Source organism: Streptomyces endophyticus (assembly GCF_035798155.1).
GTDB lineage: Bacteria > Actinomycetota > Actinomycetes > Streptomycetales > Streptomycetaceae > Streptomyces > Streptomyces endophyticus.
In genome coordinates this window covers 58,329-76,082 of sequence record NZ_JAOZYC010000142.1, presented here as the reverse complement: position 1 = coordinate 76,082, position 17,754 = coordinate 58,329, and the positions used below count along the sequence as shown (strand labels likewise).

At 70.2% G+C, this 17,754-nt stretch carries 17 protein-coding genes and 1 pseudogene; 8 read left to right on the top strand and 10 right to left on the bottom strand.

All coding sequences use genetic code 11. From position 1 onward, the window contains the following. From OKJ99_RS26845 to OKJ99_RS26830, 4 genes and pseudogenes are all read right to left on the bottom strand, one after another. Positions 1 to 290: pseudogene (locus tag OKJ99_RS26845) on the bottom strand (ATP/GTP-binding protein); the annotation flags it as partial. Between the two features lie 417 nt (positions 291 to 707). After that, positions 708 to 1,385, bottom strand: coding sequence for a cytidylyl-2-hydroxypropylphosphonate hydrolase (fomD, locus tag OKJ99_RS26840; RefSeq protein WP_326020116.1), 678 nt, complete (start codon positions 1,383 to 1,385; stop codon positions 708 to 710). 73 nt (positions 1,386 to 1,458) lie between these two features. Continuing rightward, the gene (locus OKJ99_RS26835) at positions 1,459 to 2,865 is read right to left on the bottom strand and encodes a class II fumarate hydratase (protein ID WP_326020115.1); all 1,407 of its coding nucleotides are present in this window, start codon (positions 2,863 to 2,865) and stop codon (positions 1,459 to 1,461) included. An 83-nt stretch (positions 2,866 to 2,948) separates the two neighbouring features. Next, on the bottom strand, positions 2,949 to 4,619 hold the full coding sequence (locus OKJ99_RS26830; RefSeq protein WP_326020114.1) for a fumarate hydratase: 1,671 nt from the start codon (positions 4,617 to 4,619) through the stop codon (positions 2,949 to 2,951). A 175-nt stretch (positions 4,620 to 4,794) separates the two neighbouring features. Here OKJ99_RS26830 and OKJ99_RS26825 point away from each other — a divergent pair, with 175 nt between their 5' ends. Beyond that, positions 4,795 to 5,481 (top strand): DUF1707 SHOCT-like domain-containing protein, encoded by a 687-nt coding sequence (locus OKJ99_RS26825; RefSeq protein ID WP_326020113.1) that lies wholly within the window; start codon positions 4,795 to 4,797, stop codon positions 5,479 to 5,481. Between the two features lie 156 nt (positions 5,482 to 5,637). Then, positions 5,638 to 6,003 (top strand): WhiB family transcriptional regulator, encoded by a 366-nt coding sequence (locus OKJ99_RS26820; protein ID WP_326020112.1) that lies wholly within the window; start codon positions 5,638 to 5,640, stop codon positions 6,001 to 6,003. Positions 6,004 to 6,076: 73 nt separating this feature from the next. On the opposite strand, the gene glpX is transcribed toward OKJ99_RS26820, so the two are convergent. Further along, a complete protein-coding gene (gene glpX / locus OKJ99_RS26815) occupies positions 6,077 to 7,111 on the bottom strand; it encodes a class II fructose-bisphosphatase (protein ID WP_326020111.1) in 1,035 nt (344 codons plus the stop codon). A gap of 214 nt (positions 7,112 to 7,325) precedes the next feature. Here glpX and OKJ99_RS26810 point away from each other — a divergent pair, with 214 nt between their 5' ends. Further along, positions 7,326 to 7,859, top strand: coding sequence for a DUF4245 domain-containing protein (locus OKJ99_RS26810; RefSeq protein ID WP_326020110.1), 534 nt, complete (start codon positions 7,326 to 7,328; stop codon positions 7,857 to 7,859). An 80-nt stretch (positions 7,860 to 7,939) separates the two neighbouring features. Here the strand turns inward: OKJ99_RS26810 and OKJ99_RS26805 are convergent, their stop codons facing one another. The 4 genes from OKJ99_RS26805 to OKJ99_RS26790 all read right to left on the bottom strand — a co-directional run bounded on the left by OKJ99_RS26805 (position 7,940) and on the right by OKJ99_RS26790 (position 11,617). Beyond that, positions 7,940 to 8,530 (bottom strand): malonic semialdehyde reductase, encoded by a 591-nt coding sequence (locus OKJ99_RS26805; RefSeq protein WP_326020109.1) that lies wholly within the window; start codon positions 8,528 to 8,530, stop codon positions 7,940 to 7,942. A 176-nt stretch (positions 8,531 to 8,706) separates the two neighbouring features. After that, entirely contained in the window at positions 8,707 to 8,964 is a 258-nt protein-coding gene (locus tag OKJ99_RS26800; RefSeq protein WP_326020108.1) for an exodeoxyribonuclease VII small subunit, read from the bottom strand. A gap of 14 nt (positions 8,965 to 8,978) precedes the next feature. Continuing rightward, the gene (xseA, locus tag OKJ99_RS26795; RefSeq protein WP_326020107.1) at positions 8,979 to 10,196 is read right to left on the bottom strand and encodes an exodeoxyribonuclease VII large subunit; all 1,218 of its coding nucleotides are present in this window, start codon (positions 10,194 to 10,196) and stop codon (positions 8,979 to 8,981) included. Positions 10,197 to 10,234: 38 nt separating this feature from the next. Beyond that, positions 10,235 to 11,617 carry an APC family permease gene (locus OKJ99_RS26790; RefSeq protein ID WP_326020106.1) on the bottom strand — a complete coding sequence of 461 codons (1,383 nt, stop codon included), beginning with the start codon at positions 11,615 to 11,617 and terminating at the stop codon, positions 10,235 to 10,237. A 75-nt stretch (positions 11,618 to 11,692) separates the two neighbouring features. Between OKJ99_RS26790 and OKJ99_RS26785 the strand changes: the two genes are divergently transcribed. Beyond that, positions 11,693 to 12,766: a 4-hydroxy-3-methylbut-2-enyl diphosphate reductase gene (locus OKJ99_RS26785; RefSeq protein WP_407700770.1), complete on the top strand. Its 1,074-nt coding sequence runs from the start codon at positions 11,693 to 11,695 to the stop codon at positions 12,764 to 12,766. Between the two features lie 29 nt (positions 12,767 to 12,795). Next, complete coding sequence (gene ppgK / locus OKJ99_RS26780; protein WP_326020104.1) at positions 12,796 to 13,545, top strand: polyphosphate--glucose phosphotransferase; 750 nt, start codon at positions 12,796 to 12,798, stop codon at positions 13,543 to 13,545. A gap of 18 nt (positions 13,546 to 13,563) precedes the next feature. On the opposite strand, the gene OKJ99_RS26775 is transcribed toward ppgK, so the two are convergent. After that, positions 13,564 to 14,217 (bottom strand): DUF6542 domain-containing protein, encoded by a 654-nt coding sequence (locus tag OKJ99_RS26775; RefSeq protein WP_407700769.1) that lies wholly within the window; start codon positions 14,215 to 14,217, stop codon positions 13,564 to 13,566. Between the two features lie 160 nt (positions 14,218 to 14,377). On the opposite strand from OKJ99_RS26775, the gene ychF reads away from it, so the two are divergent. The 3 genes from ychF to OKJ99_RS26760 all read left to right on the top strand — a co-directional run bounded on the left by ychF (position 14,378) and on the right by OKJ99_RS26760 (position 17,734). Then, on the top strand, positions 14,378 to 15,466 hold the full coding sequence (gene ychF, locus OKJ99_RS26770; protein ID WP_326020103.1) for a redox-regulated ATPase YchF: 1,089 nt from the start codon (positions 14,378 to 14,380) through the stop codon (positions 15,464 to 15,466). Positions 15,467 to 16,063: 597 nt separating this feature from the next. Then, complete coding sequence (locus tag OKJ99_RS26765; RefSeq protein ID WP_326020102.1) at positions 16,064 to 17,098, top strand: NucA/NucB deoxyribonuclease domain-containing protein; 1,035 nt, start codon at positions 16,064 to 16,066, stop codon at positions 17,096 to 17,098. 108 nt (positions 17,099 to 17,206) lie between these two features. Continuing rightward, positions 17,207 to 17,734: a hypothetical protein gene (locus tag OKJ99_RS26760; protein ID WP_326020101.1), complete on the top strand. Its 528-nt coding sequence runs from the start codon at positions 17,207 to 17,209 to the stop codon at positions 17,732 to 17,734. The last annotated feature ends 20 nt before the right edge of the window (positions 17,735 to 17,754 follow it).

Here is a 17,754-nt window from a genome sequence, read left to right as displayed (position 1 = left end):
GGGTCGACGAGCAGCACCCGGTCCTCGTCGTCGAAGAGCAGCACTCCCGCGGCGACCGTCTCGGCGGTCGGCTCGGGGGAGGGCGCCACGGGCTGCGCGTGCTCGGCGTCCGCTGCGGACCCCTTGGTGCGCCGTGGCTGTTCCGGTAGGCCGCCCGAGCCCGGGGCGCAGGCCTCACCGGGACCCGGCGCGGAGGTCTCAGGGGTGTGCCGAAGGGCCCCGCGGGGATCGGCGGGGCGGGCCGCCGTGCCGTGGTGGCGGCCTTCGTGGGAGGTGGGGTACTCCGTCACGCGTGTCGATTCCGTCCGTCCGGGGCTGCGCGCCGCGTCACTGGCCAGTGCGCCGGCAGTTGGGGAACAGCTGGGGCCAGGGCCTGTCGGGGGTGGCGCCGCTGCCGGTGACCCGCGGCGTGTCCCGTAGGGAGGCGGATACCCGGAACCCGTGCTCCGGGAACGGAATCCGTACGGGCGACCACGCCGGGGACCTGCGGACAGTGCTGCTCGCGGTCCCGGCGGCCGTCGCGTACCGGCCCGCCCACTGCGTCGTCTCACCCACGTTCACGGTCCAGCCGCCCCTCGATGACCTCGTTGACATCGTGTCAGACCAGTTGTGCGTGCCAAGAGTTGTCCGTAGAACCCGCACATTCGGACGGTGTTCTCTTGCGGAGGACGATCCTACGGTTACCCCATGGGGGCGCATCAAGGGTCTCATGAGGACACGTGCGCGGGCGTACGGTCCCAGTCGGCCGGCAGGGCGGGAACCGGCCACGCAGGGTCCGGGCGCCAGTGCTGCCAGCCGTCGGAGAACGGCCGCCGCCAGTTCTCGATCGCCTCGATCGCCCGGCGTCCCGCGGACCGCACCTCGGACGCCTGTGCGGGACCCATCAGGCCCACGGCCTGCGCCTGCGCGAACTCGTCCTCGTCGTGCCAGCGCCAGCTGCCGTCCTGGTACACCGACAGGTCGAGGAAGTGGTCCTCCGAGTCGACGCCCGCGGCCCAACGGGCGCGCGGCGCCTCCAGGTTCACGTACCAGTTGCGGAATCTCCAGCCCGGCTCCCAGAACAGCCACACGGACCAGGGGTCGCCGGGGCGCGCGAGCTTCAGCACGCCCGTGCCGGACCAGCGGTCGCGGTGCAGGGCGCGGGGTTTGGTGTAGCGGGTGGCGAGCGGCTCGCGGTGCACGGGCGTGCCGTCGGCGAGCACCGGCTTCACGCATTCGGTGCCGGGCGCCATCCACACGGCGAGCAGCTCGTCGGTGTCCTGGACGACCGTGACAGGACGGCAGATGTGGAAGCCGTCGCCCCCGTTGGCGCGGTAGCGCCACAGGATCGGCTCACCGGGCGCCCAGCGCCCTCCGCTCTCGGTCGTCCGGTACTCGTCTGTCATGCACAGATATTAGGTGCCAACGGCATACGACGCTGCGGTGCGTATCACGAATACGCCAACTGGCCACGCATCGTCACGGCCGCGTCATCCGAAGGACATCGAGCGCCTCGTCGAGCTGTTCCACGGTGAGATCGCCCCGCTCCACATAGCCGCCGTCGAGCACGACCTCCCGGATCGTGCGCCGCTCGGCGAGGGACTTCTTGGCGACCTTGGCCGCCTCCTCGTAGCCGATGTACTTGTTGAGCGGCGTGACGACGGACGGGGAGGACTCGGCGTACTCGCGGGCGCGCTCGCGGTTGGCGGTGATGCCGTCGACGGTGCGGTCGGCGAGCAGCCGGGAGACGTTGGCGAGCAGCCGGATCGACTCCAGGACGTTCTTGGCGATGACCGGAAGCATCACGTTCAGCTCGAAGTTGCCCGCGGCGCCGGCCGCGGCGACCGTCGCGTCGTTGCCGGTGACCTGGGCCGCGACCATCAGCGTCGCCTCGGGGATGACCGGGTTCACCTTGCCCGGCATGATCGACGAACCGGGCTGCAGATCGGGGAGGTTGATCTCCGCGAGACCGGTACGGGGCCCGGAGGCGGCCCACCGCAGATCGTTGGCGATCTTCGTGAGGCCCACGGCGATGGTGCGCAGCTGACCACTCGTCTCCACGATCCCGTCGCGCGCGCCCTGCGCCTCGAAGTGGTCGCGGGCCTCGGTCAGCGGCAGCCCCGTCGCGCGCGCGACCTCGGCGATGACGGCGGCCGAGAAGCCGGGCGGGGTGTTGATGCCCGTGCCGACCGCGGTGCCGCCCAGGGGGAGTTCGGCGAGGCGGGGGAGCGAGGAGGTCAGCCGCTCGACGCCGTAGCGGACCTGCGCCGCGTAGCCGCCGAACTCCTGGCCGAGGGTCACCGGCGTCGCGTCCATCAGATGCGTACGCCCCGACTTCACGACGTCCGCGAACTCCGCGGACTTCCGCTCCAGGGACGCGGCCAGGTGATCGAGGGCCGGGATCAGGTCGTGGGTGACCGCGGCGGTGGCCGCGATGTGGATGGAGGAGGGGAACACGTCATTGGACGACTGCGAGGCGTTGACGTGGTCGTTCGGGTGGACCGTGAGGTCGGGGCGGCCCAGGCGCTCGGTGGCGAGCGTGGCCAGCACCTCGTTGGCGTTCATGTTCGACGACGTACCGGAGCCGGTCTGGAACACGTCGATCGGGAACTCGGCGTCCCAGCGGCCCTCGGCCACCTCGGCGGCCGCCGCGGCGATGGCCCCGGCGATGTCCTTGTCGACCACCCCCAGCTCCGCGTTCACCGTGGCCGCCGCGCCCTTGATCTGGGCGAGGGCCTCGATGTGGGCGCGCTCGATGCGCTGCCCGGAGATCGGGAAGTTCTCCACGGCGCGCTGTGTCTGCGCCCGCCACTTCGCGGCGGCGGGGACGCGGACCTCGCCCATGGAGTCGTGCTCGATGCGGTATTCGCCGGCGTTGTCGCTCATGCCAGGTACAGCGCATACGAAGGTGGGGTTGTTCCGGAACGCCGGAACAACCCCACCATCGTGTGATGCCTAACGCGTGCTGGTTACGAGAGGCCGGGGCCGCGCACCGGGATGTGCGTGAAGGTCGGCTCGGGCGCCGGGTTCTGGAAGAAGTCGTTGCCCTTGTCGTCGACGACGATGAACGCCGGGAAGTCCTCGACCTCGATCTTCCAGACGGCCTCCATGCCGAGCTCCTCGTACTCGACGACCTCGACCTTCTTGATGCAGTCCTGCGCGAGGCGCGCGGCCGGGCCGCCGATGGAGCCGAGGTAGAAGCCGCCGTGCGCGTCGCACGCGTCGGTGACCTGCTTGGAGCGGTTGCCCTTGGCGAGCATGACCTTGGAGCCGCCCGCGGCCTGGAACTGCTCCACGTAGGAGTCCATGCGGCCGGCCGTGGTCGGGCCGAAGGAGCCGGACGCGTAGCCCTCGGGGGTCTTCGCCGGACCCGCGTAGTACACGGGGTGGTCCTTCAGGTACTGCGGCATCTCCTCGCCGGCGTCCAGGCGCTCCTTGATCTTGGCGTGCGCGATGTCGCGGGCGACGACGAGCGGTCCGTTCAGGGAGAGACGGGTCTTCACCGGGTGCTTGGCCAGCTCGGTGAGGATCGCGTCCATCGGCTGGTTGAGGTCGACCTTGACGACGTCGCTGTCCTGCTCCAGATGCTCGTCGGTGGTCTCCGGCAGGAAGCGCGCCGGGTCCGTCTCCAGCTGCTCCAGGAAGACGCCCTCGGCGGTGATCTTCGCGACGGCCTGGCGGTCGGCGGAGCAGGACACGGCGATGGCGACCGGGCAGGAGGCGCCGTGCCGCGGCAGGCGCACCACGCGCACGTCGTGGCAGAAGTACTTGCCGCCGAACTGCGCGCCGATGCCGATCTTCTGCGTCAGCTCGAAGACCTTGTCCTCGAGCTCCTTGTCGCGGAAGCCGTGCCCGAGCTCGGAGCCCTCGGCCGGGATCTCGTCCAGGTAGTGCGCGGAGGCGTACTTGGCGGTCTTCAGGGCGTACTCGGCGGAGGTGCCGCCGACGACGATCGCCAGGTGGTACGGCGGGCAGGCGGCCGTGCCCAGGGACCGGATCTTCTCCTCCAGGAACTTCATCATGGAGGACTCGTTCAGTACGGCCTTCGTCTCCTGGTACAGGAACGACTTGTTGGCGGAGCCGCCGCCCTTGGCCATGAAGAGGAACTTGTAGGCGCCGCCGTCCGTCGCGTAGAGCTCGATCTGCGCGGGGAGGTTGGAGCCGGTGTTCTTCTCCTCCCACATGTTCAGCGGGGCCATCTGCGAGTAGCGCAGGTTCAGGTTCTGGTAGGCGTCGTAGATGCCCTTGCTGAGGGACATCTCGTCCTCACCTTCGGTGAGGACGTTCTGCCCGCGCTTGCCCATGACGATGGCGGTGCCGGTGTCCTGGCACATGGGGAGCACGCCCGCGGCCGCGATGTTGGCGTTCTTCAGCAGGTCGAGCGCGACGAACTTGTCGTTGCCTGACGCCTCGGGGTCGTCGACGATGCGGCGCAGCTGCGCGAGGTGGGTCGGGCGCAGGTAGTGCTGGATGTCGTGGATGGCCTCTTCGGCGAGCGTGCGCAGCGCCTCCGGCTCGACCTTCAGGAACGTACGGCCGTCCGGCCCCTCGGTGGTGGAGACACCCTCCGAGGTCACCAACCGGTACGTGGTGGGGTCCTCACCCTGGGGAAGCAGATCGGTGTACGCGAACTCAGGCATCTCGCCCATTCCTCACTCGACAGTCAGCAGCTGGCATCCGTTGGCAGCGCCAACCAGCGTAGAACCTGGTCGGGCGGCCGAGCCTGTGAGGTAAGGCTCAGTTCGCCCCGAGCGCCGTATGGCGGGGCTGCGCGGAGGGGTGTCGCGATCTATCGCGTTTCGGTAGTCTGCTGTCGTGGACCTTCAAAAGCGCCCCTCGCAGCCCGCGCCCAGCGCTCCCATGGCGGAGCCGACCGACCTGCGCGCGTCCGACGCCGACCGCGACCGGATCGCGGACATCCTGCGCGAGGCACTCGCGGAGGGCCGGCTCGACGCGGAGGAGCACGCCGAGCGGATCGACGGGGTCTACCGCGCCAAGACGGTCGGCGAACTGGAGCCGCTGGTCCGCGACTTGCCGGGCACCCACGCTTCGCCCCGCCCGGCGCCCGCGCCCGGCCCCGCCCCGAGCCGCCCGGCGCCCGGCACGGTCCCTGCGGTGCCCGACGAGAACCTGGTGGCGGTCCTCAGCTCCACGACGCGCAAGGGCCGTTGGCGGATCGGCCGCCGCACGCACGCGTACGCGATCTTCGGCAACGTCGAGATCGACCTCAGTGAGGCGATCTTCGAGTACCCGCAGGTGTACATCAAGGCGGTCTCCGTGTTCGGCAACGTCGAGATCCGCGTCCCCGAGAACATCTCGCTGCGCGGCAGCGGCGCGGGCGTCCTCGGCAACTTCGAGGTGGACACGCTGGACGCGCGCGAGCCCGAGGCGCCCGTCGTGTACGTGGACGGGGTGGCGGTCCTCGGGAACATCGAGGCGAAGCCGAAGCGCGGCAAGCTCATCCAGAACCTGGAGAAGCACCTGCGCAAGCACCTCGGCTGACGACCATGCCGATGGCTGTGGGCGATGAACTCCCTTGGGCGCTCGGGAACTTCCGTGCTTCGGAACTCAGTGCTTAGGAGCCGACACAGCGGGTAGAGCTTGCTGCATCGTCGCCCGCTCGCGAAAGCCGTCGTCAGCCGTCGTCAGGAGTAGACCGTGCTGCACCCGCCGCATCAGTCCCTGCAGGTCACCGCCGTACCGCAGCAGCGCGAGCCAGTCAGGGGCCGGGATCAGGACGCGCCATGGCACACGGAGGCGGTGTGCAGGCGTGACGAGGCGGGACTCTTCTTCGCCCCTTCCAAGGAACCGACCGCCGCGCGCCTCGCCCGCGAGGAGGCGGCCAAGCGGGTCTGTGCCCGCTGCCCCGTCATGGTCCAGTGCCGGGAGCACGCGCTCCTCCAGCCGGAGCCGTACGGCGTCTGGGGCGGCCTCACAGCGGCGGAACGCCGCGTGGTCCTTGCCCGCAGGCGCCGCCGTGAGGTGGAACTCAAGAAGACGCCGCGGACGGCCCTGGCGGGATAATCAAGCCCCGCCGGCGATTGAGGCGCGGGGTCCGGGGCGGAGCCCCGAGGCGTCAACCACGGACCCCCGCAACCTACTTGGCCCGGTCGAAGTCAATCGCACTGTAGGCACGCAACTTGCTCAACCGATGCGTCGAGTCGATCTGCCGAATCGTCCCGGACTTGGACCGCATCACGAGCGACGACGTGTGCGCCCGCTGGGAGTCGTACCGGACGCCCCGCAGCAGCTCCCCGTCGGTGATCCCGGTGGCGACGAAGAAGATGTTCTCGCCGGAGACCAGGTCGTCCGTGGACAGCACGCGGTCCAGGTCGTGCCCCGCGTCGATCGCCCGCTGGCGCTCCTCGTCGTCCTTCGGCCACAGCTTGCCCTGGATCACGCCGCCGAGGCACTTGATCGCGCAGGCCGAGATGATGCCCTCGGGCGTACCGCCGATGCCGAGCAGCAGGTCGACGCCGCTGCCCTCGCGCACGGCGAGGATCGAACCGGCGACGTCGCCGTCCGAGATCAGCTTGATCCGGGCGCCGGTCTCCCGGACCTCCTTGATGATCCCCTCGTGCCGCGGCCGGTCGAGGATGACCACGGTGATGTCCTCGGGCGCGCGCTTCTTCGCCTTGGCGACGCGGCGGATGTTCACCGACACCGGGGCGTTGATGTCCACGTAGTCGGCGGCCTCGGGGCCGGTGACCAGCTTGTCCATGTAGAACACGGCGGACGGGTCGAACATCGTGCCGCGGTCGGCGGCGGCGAGCACGGCGATCGCGTTCGGCATGCCCTTCGCGCAGAGCGTCGTGCCGTCGATCGGGTCGACGGCGATGTCGACCTCGGCGCCCGTCCCGTCGCCGATGCGCTCCCCGTTGAAGAGCATCGGGGCCTCGTCCTTCTCGCCCTCGCCGATGACGACCACGCCGTTCATCGAGACGGTGGAGACGAGGGCGCGCATGGCGCGTACGGCCGCGCCGTCCGCGCCGTTCTTGTCACCGCGGCCCACCCAGCGGCCGGCGGCCATCGCCGCGGCTTCGGTGACCCGGACGAGTTCCAGGGCGAGGTTGCGGTCGGGTGCCTCGGAGGGGACCTCGAGTTCGGACGGAAGCTGGTGATGCTCGGTCATCGAGACGCACCTTTCTGTTCCGGGGTTCACCGGGGTTGTTCGGCTTCACCGGGATACGACGACGGCCGGACGAGGGGTTGGTATGGGAGGACTCTATCGTCAGTCCGACAATCTGAGCAGACCGCCCCACGGATGAGCGGGACGGTCGATGTCGGACCGCGCAATTTCGGACCTCCCGGCGGAGATCATCCGGCGACCTGCGACGATGGGGCGCGTGGCAGCAAGAAACGGTAAGAAATCGGTCGGCAGCCTGGTCCTCTCGCTCGGCGTCTGTGTCGTCGCGGCCGGCGTGATCTACCTCTTCGTCCCCCACGACGATTCCGGGGGGTCGCAGGTCAAGCGCGTCGACTACAAGGTCGAGCTGTCGACGGCCCGCCGTGCGGCGCCGTACCCGGTGGCCGCGCCCACGGGCCTTTCGCACGACTGGAAGCCGACCTCGGTGCGCTACCAGGGCACCGCGAACGACGCGTGGCACCTCGGGTTCCTCGACCCGGAGGGGCAGTACGTCGCCGTCGAGCAGGCGAGCGGAGCGTCGAAGGGGTTCATCAACAAGGTGAGCCAGGGCGCCTCGGCGACCGGTCGCACGCAGCAGATCGGCGGCGGGACCTGGGAGCGCTACAAGGGCGAGAAGTACGACGCCCTCGTGCTGAAGGAGAAGGGCTCCACCACGGTGGTGACCGGCACGGCCGACTTCGACCAGCTGACGAAGATGGCCGAGGCGCTGGAGATGAAGCGCGAGAAGGTGTGACCGCTCGGTTCACCCCGAACACGTAACGAGGAAGGGCCCCGGCCGAAGCCGGGGCCCTTCCTCGTGCGTACGTATGGAACTCAGATCGTGGTGATGACCTGCTCCTGCTCCAGGCGCGGGGAGCGCGGGAACCAGGCGTCGTCGCCCGGCTTGCCGATGTTGATGACCATCAGCGGGGCGTGGTCGTCGTCCAGGAACTCCTTCTGGACGCCGGCGAAGTCGAGGCCGGTCATCGGGCCCGCGGACAGGCCTGCGGCGCGGACGCCGATGATGAAGTAGGCGGCCTGCAGCGTCGCGTTCAGCGTGCCGGCCTGCTCGCGGACCGGACGCTCCGAGAAGAACATGTCCGCGATCCCCGGGGCGTGCGGGAAGAGCTGCGGCAGCTCCTCGTGGAACTCGTGGTCCGTGGAGAGGATCGCGACCAGCGGGGCGGTGGCGGTCTTCGGCTGGTTGCCCTCGGCCATGTGCTTGACGAGGCGCTCGCGGGCCTCGGGGGAGCGGACCAGGGTGATGCGCAGCGGCGACTGGTTGAAGGCGGTCGGGCCGTACTTGACCAGGTCGTAGATGGCCGCGATCTGCTCGTCGGTCACGGGCTCCGACGAGAACGTGTTCGCGGTGCGGGCCTCGCGGAACAGCAGGTCCTGCGCGGCGGGGTCAAGAACGAGAGACATGGATCAACCTTCTCGGTGCGACGGTCACGGCTGCGGCGATCCGTTCTGTCCGGATCGGCCCACATGAAAGACCGTACGCCGATTAGGTTCAACCTTCAACCAAACGTTTCGTGACGCTGTTCACAAGGTGGCCGCGGGTGGCCCGGCGGGCAGGCGAGAGGGGCGGCCCGGCGGCGTCACTCCTCGTCGGCACCCTCGGCGTCGCCGACCTCCCCGGCCTCCTCCTCGCCCTCCTCCGCGAGCGCCGCGTCCAGGCGGGCGCGCGCGCCGTCCAGCCAGCGACGGCACACCTTCGCCAGCTCCTCGCCGCGCTGCCACAGGGCGAGGGACTCCTCCAGGGACGTGCCGCCGGCCTCCAGCCGCCGTACGACATCGATCAGTTCGTCCCGCGCCTGCTCGTAGCCGAGCGCCTCGTCGGCCGCCTTGGTCGTCATGCTGTTGCCCGTCCTCACGCTTCGTCTTCTGTTACTCGTACGGTGAATTCGCCCTCGGCGACGCGGGCCCGCAGCTCCTCGCCACCCGCCACCTCGTCCGGGGCGCGCACCACGTGCCCGTCCGGCTTCTGCAGCACCGCGTAGCCCCGCTTCAGGGTGGCCGCGGGGGAGAGCGCGACCACGCGTGCGTGCGTGTGCGTCAGCTCCGACTCGGCGCGGTCGAGGAGGTGGCCGAGGGTGCGGCGGGAGCGCTCGGTCAGCGCCGCGATCTGCTCCTCGCGCTCGTCGACCATGCGGTGCGGGTCCTCTATCGAGGGCCGGGCGAGCGCCGCCGCCAGGCCCCGCTCCTCCCGATCCAGGAGCGCCTCGACGCTGCGCCTGGCCCGGTCCCGCAGCCAGCGCACCCGCTCGTACTCCTCGCCGACGTCCGGCACGACCTTCTTCGCCGCGTCCGTCGGCGTCGAGGCGCGCAGGTCGGCCACGTAGTCGAGCAGCGGGTTGTCCGGCTCGTGGCCGATCGCGGAGACGACGGGCGTACGGCAGGAGGACACCGTCCGCACCAGCTGTTCGTCGGAGAACGGGAGCAGGTCCTCCACGCTGCCGCCGCCGCGCGCCACGATGATCACGTCGACGTCGTCGATCGTGTCCAGTTCCTTGACGGCCTGGACGACCTGCGACACCGCGTGCACGCCCTGCACCGGTACGTTGCGCACCTCGAAGCGGACGGCGGGCCAGCGGTGCCGCGCGTTCTCCAGCACGTCGCGCTCCGCCGCCGAGGCGCGGCCGCAGACCAGGCCGATGAGCTGCGGCAGGAACGGCAGCGGCTTCCTGCGGTCGTCCGCGAAGAGGCCCTCCGCGGCAAGGGACTTCTTCAACTGCTCCAGGCGCGCCAGCAGTTCACCGACGCCGACCGGGCGGATCTCGGCGGCCCGCAGCGAGAGCTGTCCGCGCGGCGCGTACCACTCCGGCTTCGCGTGCACGACCACGCGGGAGCCCTCGCGCACCACGTCCGCCACCGCGTCGAACACCTGCCGGTAGCAGGTCACCGCCACCGAGATCTCGTGCGAAGGGTCGCGCAGCGTCAGGAACACGACACCGGCGCCCGGTCTGCGGGACAGCTGCGTGATCTGCCCCTCGACCCACACGGCGCCGAGCCGGTCGATCCATCCCCCGATGAGCCGCGACACCTGGCCGACGGGCAGCGGGGCGTCCGCGGACGTGTTGACAGCCATGCCGTGAGCGTAGTCGCAGGTACCGACAACTCAGGTGGTCACGACCCTCCGTCCGGCGACGGCACGGACGGCTCCCGGCCCCGCTGGGCCGCGAGCACCATGAGCCCGATGGCCAGCCAGATCGCGCCGACCACCTGCGCCGTCGGGGACGCCTCCACGATCACCGCGACGGTGATCGCCGCGCCGACGACCGGAATCACGAGGTGGCGCCACCAGCTCACCGCGCCACCACGGCGGCGTACCGCGAAATACCCCACCACGCTCGCGTGCAGCAGCGTGAAGGCCGTCAGGGCGCCGATATCGACGACCGAGACCAGGTGGTCCATGCCGTCGTCCCGGCTGGCCGCCCACACCGCCGCGACGAGCGTGATCACCGCGGCGAGCAGCAGCGCCACCCGCGGCACCCCGGAGTACGTCCGCGAGAGTGCCTTCGGCAGCCGCCGGTCGCGGGCCATCGCGAAGAGCAGCCGACCGGCCGCCGCCTGCCCGGCGAGCGCCGCGAACGCCGCGCCGATCGCCTTGCTCACCGCCACCAGGTCGTGCAGCCACGAGCCCACGGACGCGTCCACGGCGTCGTAGAAGGCGCTGCCCTGCTTTCCGGGGTCGGCGGCGAGCTGCGCCGACGTGGTGGGTTCGAGCAGCGCGACCAAGTAGGTCTGCACGACGAACAGCACACCGGTGAAGAGGAGACAGAACAGCACCGCCCGCGCGACCTTCGCCGAGCCCCCGGTGACCTCCTCCGCGAACGACGCGATGGCGTCGAAGCCCAGGTACGAGAGGACCGCCACGGACACCGCGCCGAGCACCGCCGACAGCGCGAACGCGCCCTGCGTGCCGTCACCGGTCAGCGGCGACAGCCAGTCGCGCTGCGGCCCGTCCGTGGCCAGGATCACGACCGCCGAGACGACGAAGACCAGCAGGACCACGATCTCCAGCGCCAGGACCGCGAACCCGACCCGCGCCGCCGCCCGCACGCCCCACAGGTTGAGCAGCGTCGTGATCACCACCGCGAGCGCCGTCCACACCCACTGGGAGACCGAGGGGATGAGCGAGTTCATCGCGATGCCGGCGAAGAGATACGCGACCGCGGGGATCAGTACGTAGTCGAGCATCGCCATCCAGCCCGCGATGAACCCGGGGCCCTTTCCGAGACCCGCGCGCGCGTAGGCGAAGACCGAGCCCGCCTGCGGGGCCACCTGCACCATCTGTGCGTAGCTGAATGCGGTGAACGCCATCGCGACCGTCGCGACGATGTAGACGAGGGCGACCGCGCCGTGTGATTTCGCGTCCAGGGTGCCGAAGACGCCGACGGGCGCCATGGGGGCGATGAAGAGGAGTCCGTAGACCACGAGGTCCCGGAAGGTGAGACTGCGCCGCAGGGCGGTCTCCTCATGCGTGACGTGGGGGGTGTCGGCGGACATCGTGCCTCCGTAGTGCTCGCAGACTCCCAGTCTCTCCACGTGGACGATCTTTGGCTCCCTGGGGTCGCCCTTACGATGGGGGACATGACTGCAACTCCCGGCCCGCCGCCCGCCACCACCCCAAGCGGAGACGCTCCGCGTCGCAGTGACAACCGCCGCGTCCTGCTCGCCGCCCCCCGGGGTTACTGCGCCGGTGTGGACCGTGCCGTGATCGCCGTCGAGAAGGCCCTCGAGCAGTACGGGGCCCCCATCTATGTCCGCCACGAGATCGTGCACAACAAGTACGTCGTGCAGACCCTGGAGCGGAAGGGCGCCATCTTCGTCGAGCAGACGGAGGAGGTGCCCGAGGGCTCCATCGTGATGTTCTCGGCGCACGGTGTCGCACCGACCGTCCACGAAGAGGCCGAGCGCGGCAAGCTCGCCACCATCGACGCCACCTGCCCCCTGGTGACCAAGGTCCACAAGGAGGCGATCCGCTACGCCCAGGACGACTTCGACATCCTCCTGATCGGACACGAGGGCCACGAAGAGGTCATCGGCACGTCCGGCGAGGCCCCCGATCACATCACGCTCGTCGACGGCCCCGAGGACGTCGCCAAGGTCGAGGTCCGCGACCCGGAGAAGGTCGTCTGGCTCTCCCAGACCACGCTCTCCGTCGACGAGACGATGGAGACCGTCGACGCCCTCAAGGGCAAGTTCCCGGGGCTCATCTCGCCGCCCAGCGACGACATCTGCTACGCGACCCAGAACCGCCAGCTCGCCGTGAAGCAGATGGGCGCCGAGTCCGACCTCGTCATCGTCGTCGGCTCGCGCAACTCCTCGAACTCCGTGCGCCTCGTCGAGGTCGCCAAGCTGGCCGGCGCCCGCGAGGCGTACCTCGTGGACTACGCCTCCGAGATCGACGAGTCCTGGCTGGACGGCGTCACGACCATCGGCGTCACCTCCGGTGCCTCCGTCCCGGACGTGCTCGTCGAGGAGGTCCTGGAGTACCTGTCGAAGCGTGACTACGCGGACGTGGAGATCGTGAAGGCGGCCGAGGAGTCGATCACGTTCTCGCTGCCCAAGGAGCTCCGCCGCGACCTGCGCGCGGAGGCCCAGTCGCTGGTCGGCGAGGCCGGGGAGACCGGGGAGTCCGCTTCCAAGAAGTGACTGTCGGTCTCCCGTCGTAACGTGGAGTCATGCAGATCTTCGGTGTGGACATCGGCGGATCCGGGATCAAGGGCGCCCCGGTCGACCTGGAGCGCGGTGATCTCGCGCAGGAGCGGCACAAGGTGCTGACCCCGCACCCGGCCACGCCCGAGGGCGTGGCCGACGGGGTCAAGCAGGTCATCGACCACTTCGCCGACGCCCGGCCCGACCGGGTCGGCATCACGTTCCCCGGCGTCGTCACCGGCGGCGCCACGGTCCGCACGGCGGCCAACGTCGACAAGAGCTGGATCGACGTGGACGCGCGGGCCCTGCTGAGCAAGAAGCTCGGCGGGCTCCCGGTCACGGTGCTCAACGACGCGGACGCCGCGGGCGTAGCCGAGATGCACTTCGGCGCGGGCCGCGGCCGCAAGGGCACCGTGCTGCTGCTCACCTTCGGTACGGGCATCGGCAGCGCCCTGTTCTCCGAAGGCGTCCTCGTGCCGAACACGGAACTGGGCCACCTGGAGCTGAACGGGCACGACGCGGAGAAGCACGCCTCCACGAAGGCGCGCGAGGACCACGACCTCAGCTGGGAGCAGTGGGCGCACCGCGTGCAGAAGTACCTGGCGCACGTGGAGATGCTCTGCTCGCCCGAGCTGTTCATCATCGGCGGCGGCATCAGCCGCAAGGCGCACAAGTTCCTGCCGCTGATCAAGGGCATCAAGGCCGAGATCGTCCCGGCCGAGCTGCAGAACAACGCGGGGATCGTGGGAGCGGCGATGGCGGCATCGCGCGCGTAGTGACTCTGAGGCAGAGCGCTATGCGGTACGACGCCGCTGGCCGGGCGCCTGGTTCGAGGACTGGGGCGAGGGCTGGGACGCGGGCCGGGCGCCGGACGGCTGCCGGCCACCGGCGCGGCGCACCGCGGCCCGCCGTGCCATGAGCCGCACCTTCCGTACGGTCACGAGCACCCCGGTGATGAGCGTCCCGCCGTACAGCCAGATCGCGTTCATGGCGAGCGTCGTCGCGAGCCCCATCACCTGTGGGCCGAAGCCGCCCGTGCCCTCGGAGATCGGCACGATGCCGACGGCGAACGCGATCGGCACCACGACCGGCGCCGTCACCAGGTCCGCGCCCCGCACCCACACCGCGGTGAGCCCGCTGACGAGCAGGAACAGCACGCCGTAGACGGCCGGGGAGCCCGCGAACAACAGCCGGTCGAGGAACCCGATGACCAGCATCGTGGCGATGCAGAACAGTCCACTGCCCCGCCCCGTGAGCCGTGGGTTCGGGAAGCGAAGGGGCCGGCGCCCGGGAGTCGACCGGCCCCCACGGGCGGCGCGGTACACGGTGGCGGACTCATCTGACGGCACGGCGTCGTTCTTGCCGTTCTGGCCGCCCTGGGCCTGCGGCGGAAGCGGGGCCGTGCGGCGGGGCCTGGCCTGCGGGGGACGCGTCCTGGGTTGCTCCACAAGCCCAACATAGATGCGCTTATGTGCCCAATAGCCCAAGGGACACGCACTTTGGCGGAGCTTGACCGCGCTTGGCGGAAGTCGGGCGGGTCGGGCGAGGCCGTAGACTGGTGGATCGCCCAACCCCATACCCACCACATCACGTACGGGAAGTCGCAACGTGTCGCTCACGATCGGAATCGTCGGTCTGCCGAATGTCGGCAAGTCGACCATGTTCAACGCCCTGACCAAGAACGACGTGCTCGCGGCCAACTACCCGTTCGCCACGATCGAGCCGAACGTCGGTGTGGTCGGTGTCCCCGACGCCCGCCTCACCAAGCTGGCCGAGATCTTCTCCTCCCAGAAGGTCCTCCCGGCCACGGTCGACTTCGTCGACATCGCGGGCATCGTGCGCGGCGCCTCCGAGGGTGAGGGCCTGGGCAACAAGTTCCTGGCGAACATCCGGGAGTCCGACGCGATCTGCCAGGTCATCCGCGCGTTCCAGGACGAGAACGTCGTGCACGTCGACGGCAAGGTCGCGCCCAAGAGCGACATCGAGACGATCAACACCGAGCTGATCCTCGCCGACCTCCAGACCATCGAGAAGGTCCTCCCGCGCCTCCAGAAGGAGTCGCGCATCAAGAAGGACATCGGCCCGAAGGTCAAGGCGGTCGAGGAGGCCAAGGAGATCCTGGAGAAGGGCGAGACGCTGTCCTCCGCGGGCATCGTCCAGGGCTCCGACGCCGAGGAACTCCTCCACGACCTGCACCTCCTCACGACGAAGCCCTTCCTCTACGTCTTCAACGTCGACGAGGACGAGCTCACGGACGAGGCCTTCAAGGACGAGCAGCGCGCCCTCGTCGCCCCGGCCGAGGCGATCTTCCTCAACGCCAAGCTGGAGGCGGACCTCGCCGAGCTCGACGAGGAGGAGGCCCTCGAACTCCTCCAGTCCGTCGGCCAGGAGGAGCCGGGCCTCGCGAACCTCGCCCGCGTCGGCTTCGACACCCTGGGCCTGCAGACGTACCTGACGGCAGGCCCCAAGGAGTCCCGCGCCTGGACGATCAAGAAGGGCGCCACGGCCCCCGAGGCGGCCGGTGTGATCCACACCGACTTCCAGAAGGGCTTCATCAAGGCCGAGGTCATCTCCTTCGCCGACCTGGTCGAGACGGGCTCGGTCGCCGACGCCCGCGCGGCGGGCAAGGCGCGCATGGAGGGCAAGGACTACGTGATGCAGGACGGCGACGTCGTGGAGTTCCGCTTCAACGTCTGAGTCACGCTGCACAGATGGGGTCGTTCCGGTTTCGGGGCGGCCCCGTTCGCGTGCCCGGGGCCGCTCCGCGAGGTGCGGCCGGAATCGGCCCGCTCGCTAGTGGGGCGTCGGCGGTCGCACGGTGGCGGAGCGGTGAAAGTGGAGTGGCGTCGACGGTGCCTTCCCCCGCGGGACCTGGGGCGTCGGATCCGCAGGGGGCGCCGGCGCCCGTGCGAGGCGTGAGCGGACGGACGGGCCTGATTCCTTCGCATGCGGCCCCGGGTGCGTTGACACCCCGGCCCGCCTGTCGTGAGCATCACAGGCGACCAACTGGGGGTAATCATGCGCAAAAGACAACGGGGCTCCATAGTCTCGCGCCGGACCAGACGGCTCGCGGGGACCGTCCTCGGGCTCCTCTTATTGGGGTCGGTCACGGCCCCACCCGCGGCGGCAGCCTCGCCAGACCCATCGGGGAAGTCGGAGGTCCGGGCGACGATCCGCGTACTCGACGACCTTCCCGCCTCCTCGTTCTCCGCACCCGGCGTCGATGACGACGGTCTGTCCGCACCGCCCGCCAAGAAGTTCTTCGCACGGGAAGACGGGGGCAAGGCAGGGACCTTGGCCGATCCGCCGATACCTTCTCCCTCGCAGTCGATCACGCCCGAGGAGTGCCTCGGGCACGACAGCTCGTTCTCCGGTGCGGGCTGGGCCAAGGGGCGGTTCGCCAGCTGCCAGGGCAAACGCCTGTGGGTGCAGAAGGTGGACTGCCTCATCGGTACGTGGTTCTGCAGCGTCGTCGGCAACGCCTACGCCGACATGGCCGTCATCCACTACACGAAGAACGACAGCGACTTCCGGGACATCCTGGAGGTCACCTACGTCGGGAACTGGCGCGTGGTGGGCGACGTCAGCGGTGTCCCACTGACGATCCGCAGCACCTGTGACGTGACCTCCGGCGGCGGCTCGTGTGCCCGCGACGTCGGCGGCACCACACGCTCGGTGGACAGCTGGGCCGCGAGGGGCACCTCCTTCGAGTACGCGAGCTTCGCCCAGAACGGCGGCGCCGCCCCGAACGCGCTCGCCACGGCGGACCTGCGGTGGGTCGCCACCGTCGTCAGCGACATCGGGCCGAGCACCCAGCGCAGCGACCCGAGCCAGGCGCGCTGCGACCGCGCGAGCTACTTGCTGCGCTCGGGTGCGGGGCAGGGCTGCGTGTTCCCCTGGGCCCCGACGCCGACCTGGACCGTCAACAAGTCGCAGAGCCCGCAGACGGCCCAGAACATCTGGGAGGCCCAGAACAATCCCAACGCCACCCAGCCACCGTCCAGCCGGCTCAAGGCCATCCCGGCTGTGCTGCACCGTACGGCGAACGCCACAGAGATCCGGCGCCACCGCGGAGTCGCCGGACGGGCCTGCACCACCTTCTTCCCGGGCAAGTACCCGGCGCCGAACACCGACTGCGACGAGTACCCGATGGCCTCGACGCGAGAAGGCTCGGTCAACAAGGCGGACGGCGTGCGCGACTATGTCGTCAAACCCATCAACAGCACCGACAACCAGGACGCGGGCAGGGATCTGAACCGCTTCTACGCGGCCCAGCGCATCATGGGCAGCGACGGATGGAACGACGCCTTCCAGGTGCGCGTCCCATGAGTGCGTCCCTCCGGTGGCCCCGGAGGGAGCAGCCTTGACCGTGCGGTGGTGGGGCGGCCACGGTGGCCGCCCCACCACCGCACATCCTCGCGCCCAGGGAGGCCACCCGTGTCGACCGTCCACGACGACGCTTCCACGCCCGGACCGCGCGGCCCCGTCGCCGACGCGGCCGGACTCGTCCTCGTCGAAGACCGCATGTTCCGGCTCAGCGACGCGAACTCGGGCCCGCTGCGCCCCGCACCCACCCCCACCGAGGACACCCCCGTCACCACCGGCACGGGCCCGGACCTCGCCCTCTTCCTCAGCGCCACGGAGGACGGGGAAGTAGCGGCCGTGATCGAACTGTGGCAGGCCCCGGGGCCTGAGCCGGAAGGGCCGTGGGAGCTGCAGATCTCCTACGAGATCGAGGTGGCGGGCCCCGAACTCGCCCTGGTCTCCGGTGTGTCCGCGCTCGGCACGGACTGCGTACTGCCCGTCCCGGCCGGCACCTACACCCTCCAGGCTCGCTGCCGCGGCCGCGCCGCCGCCCGCGAGGCCTTCGAGGCCTGGCTCGCGGCGGAGGACGAGGGCGACACCGACCCGGAGCCTCCCGCGGGCCTCGAACACTGGCACCTGCGCCTGCACCCTCGCCGGTAGACCCCGTACCACCCCAGGGC

What these genes read in the sequence shown, in the direction of transcription:
- fomD (WP_326020116.1), bottom strand. Translation starts at nt 1,385, where the DNA reads ATGACAGACGAGTACCGGACGACCGAGAGCGGAGGGCGCTGGGCGCCC.
- OKJ99_RS26835 (WP_326020115.1), bottom strand. Translation starts at nt 2,865, where the DNA reads ATGAGCGACAACGCCGGCGAATACCGCATCGAGCACGACTCCATGGGC.
- OKJ99_RS26830 (WP_326020114.1), bottom strand. Translation starts at nt 4,619, where the DNA reads ATGCCTGAGTTCGCGTACACCGATCTGCTTCCCCAGGGTGAGGACCCC.
- glpX (WP_326020111.1), bottom strand. Translation starts at nt 7,111, where the DNA reads ATGACCGAGCATCACCAGCTTCCGTCCGAACTCGAGGTCCCCTCCGAG.
- OKJ99_RS26805 (WP_326020109.1), bottom strand. Translation starts at nt 8,530, where the DNA reads ATGTCTCTCGTTCTTGACCCCGCCGCGCAGGACCTGCTGTTCCGCGAG.
- OKJ99_RS26800 (WP_326020108.1), bottom strand. Translation starts at nt 8,964, where the DNA reads ATGACGACCAAGGCGGCCGACGAGGCGCTCGGCTACGAGCAGGCGCGG.
- xseA (WP_326020107.1), bottom strand. Translation starts at nt 10,196, where the DNA reads ATGGCTGTCAACACGTCCGCGGACGCCCCGCTGCCCGTCGGCCAGGTG.
- OKJ99_RS26790 (WP_326020106.1), bottom strand. Translation starts at nt 11,617, where the DNA reads ATGTCCGCCGACACCCCCCACGTCACGCATGAGGAGACCGCCCTGCGG.
- OKJ99_RS26785 (WP_407700770.1), top strand. Translation starts at nt 11,693, where the DNA reads ATGGGGGACATGACTGCAACTCCCGGCCCGCCGCCCGCCACCACCCCA.
- ppgK (WP_326020104.1), top strand. Translation starts at nt 12,796, where the DNA reads ATGCAGATCTTCGGTGTGGACATCGGCGGATCCGGGATCAAGGGCGCC.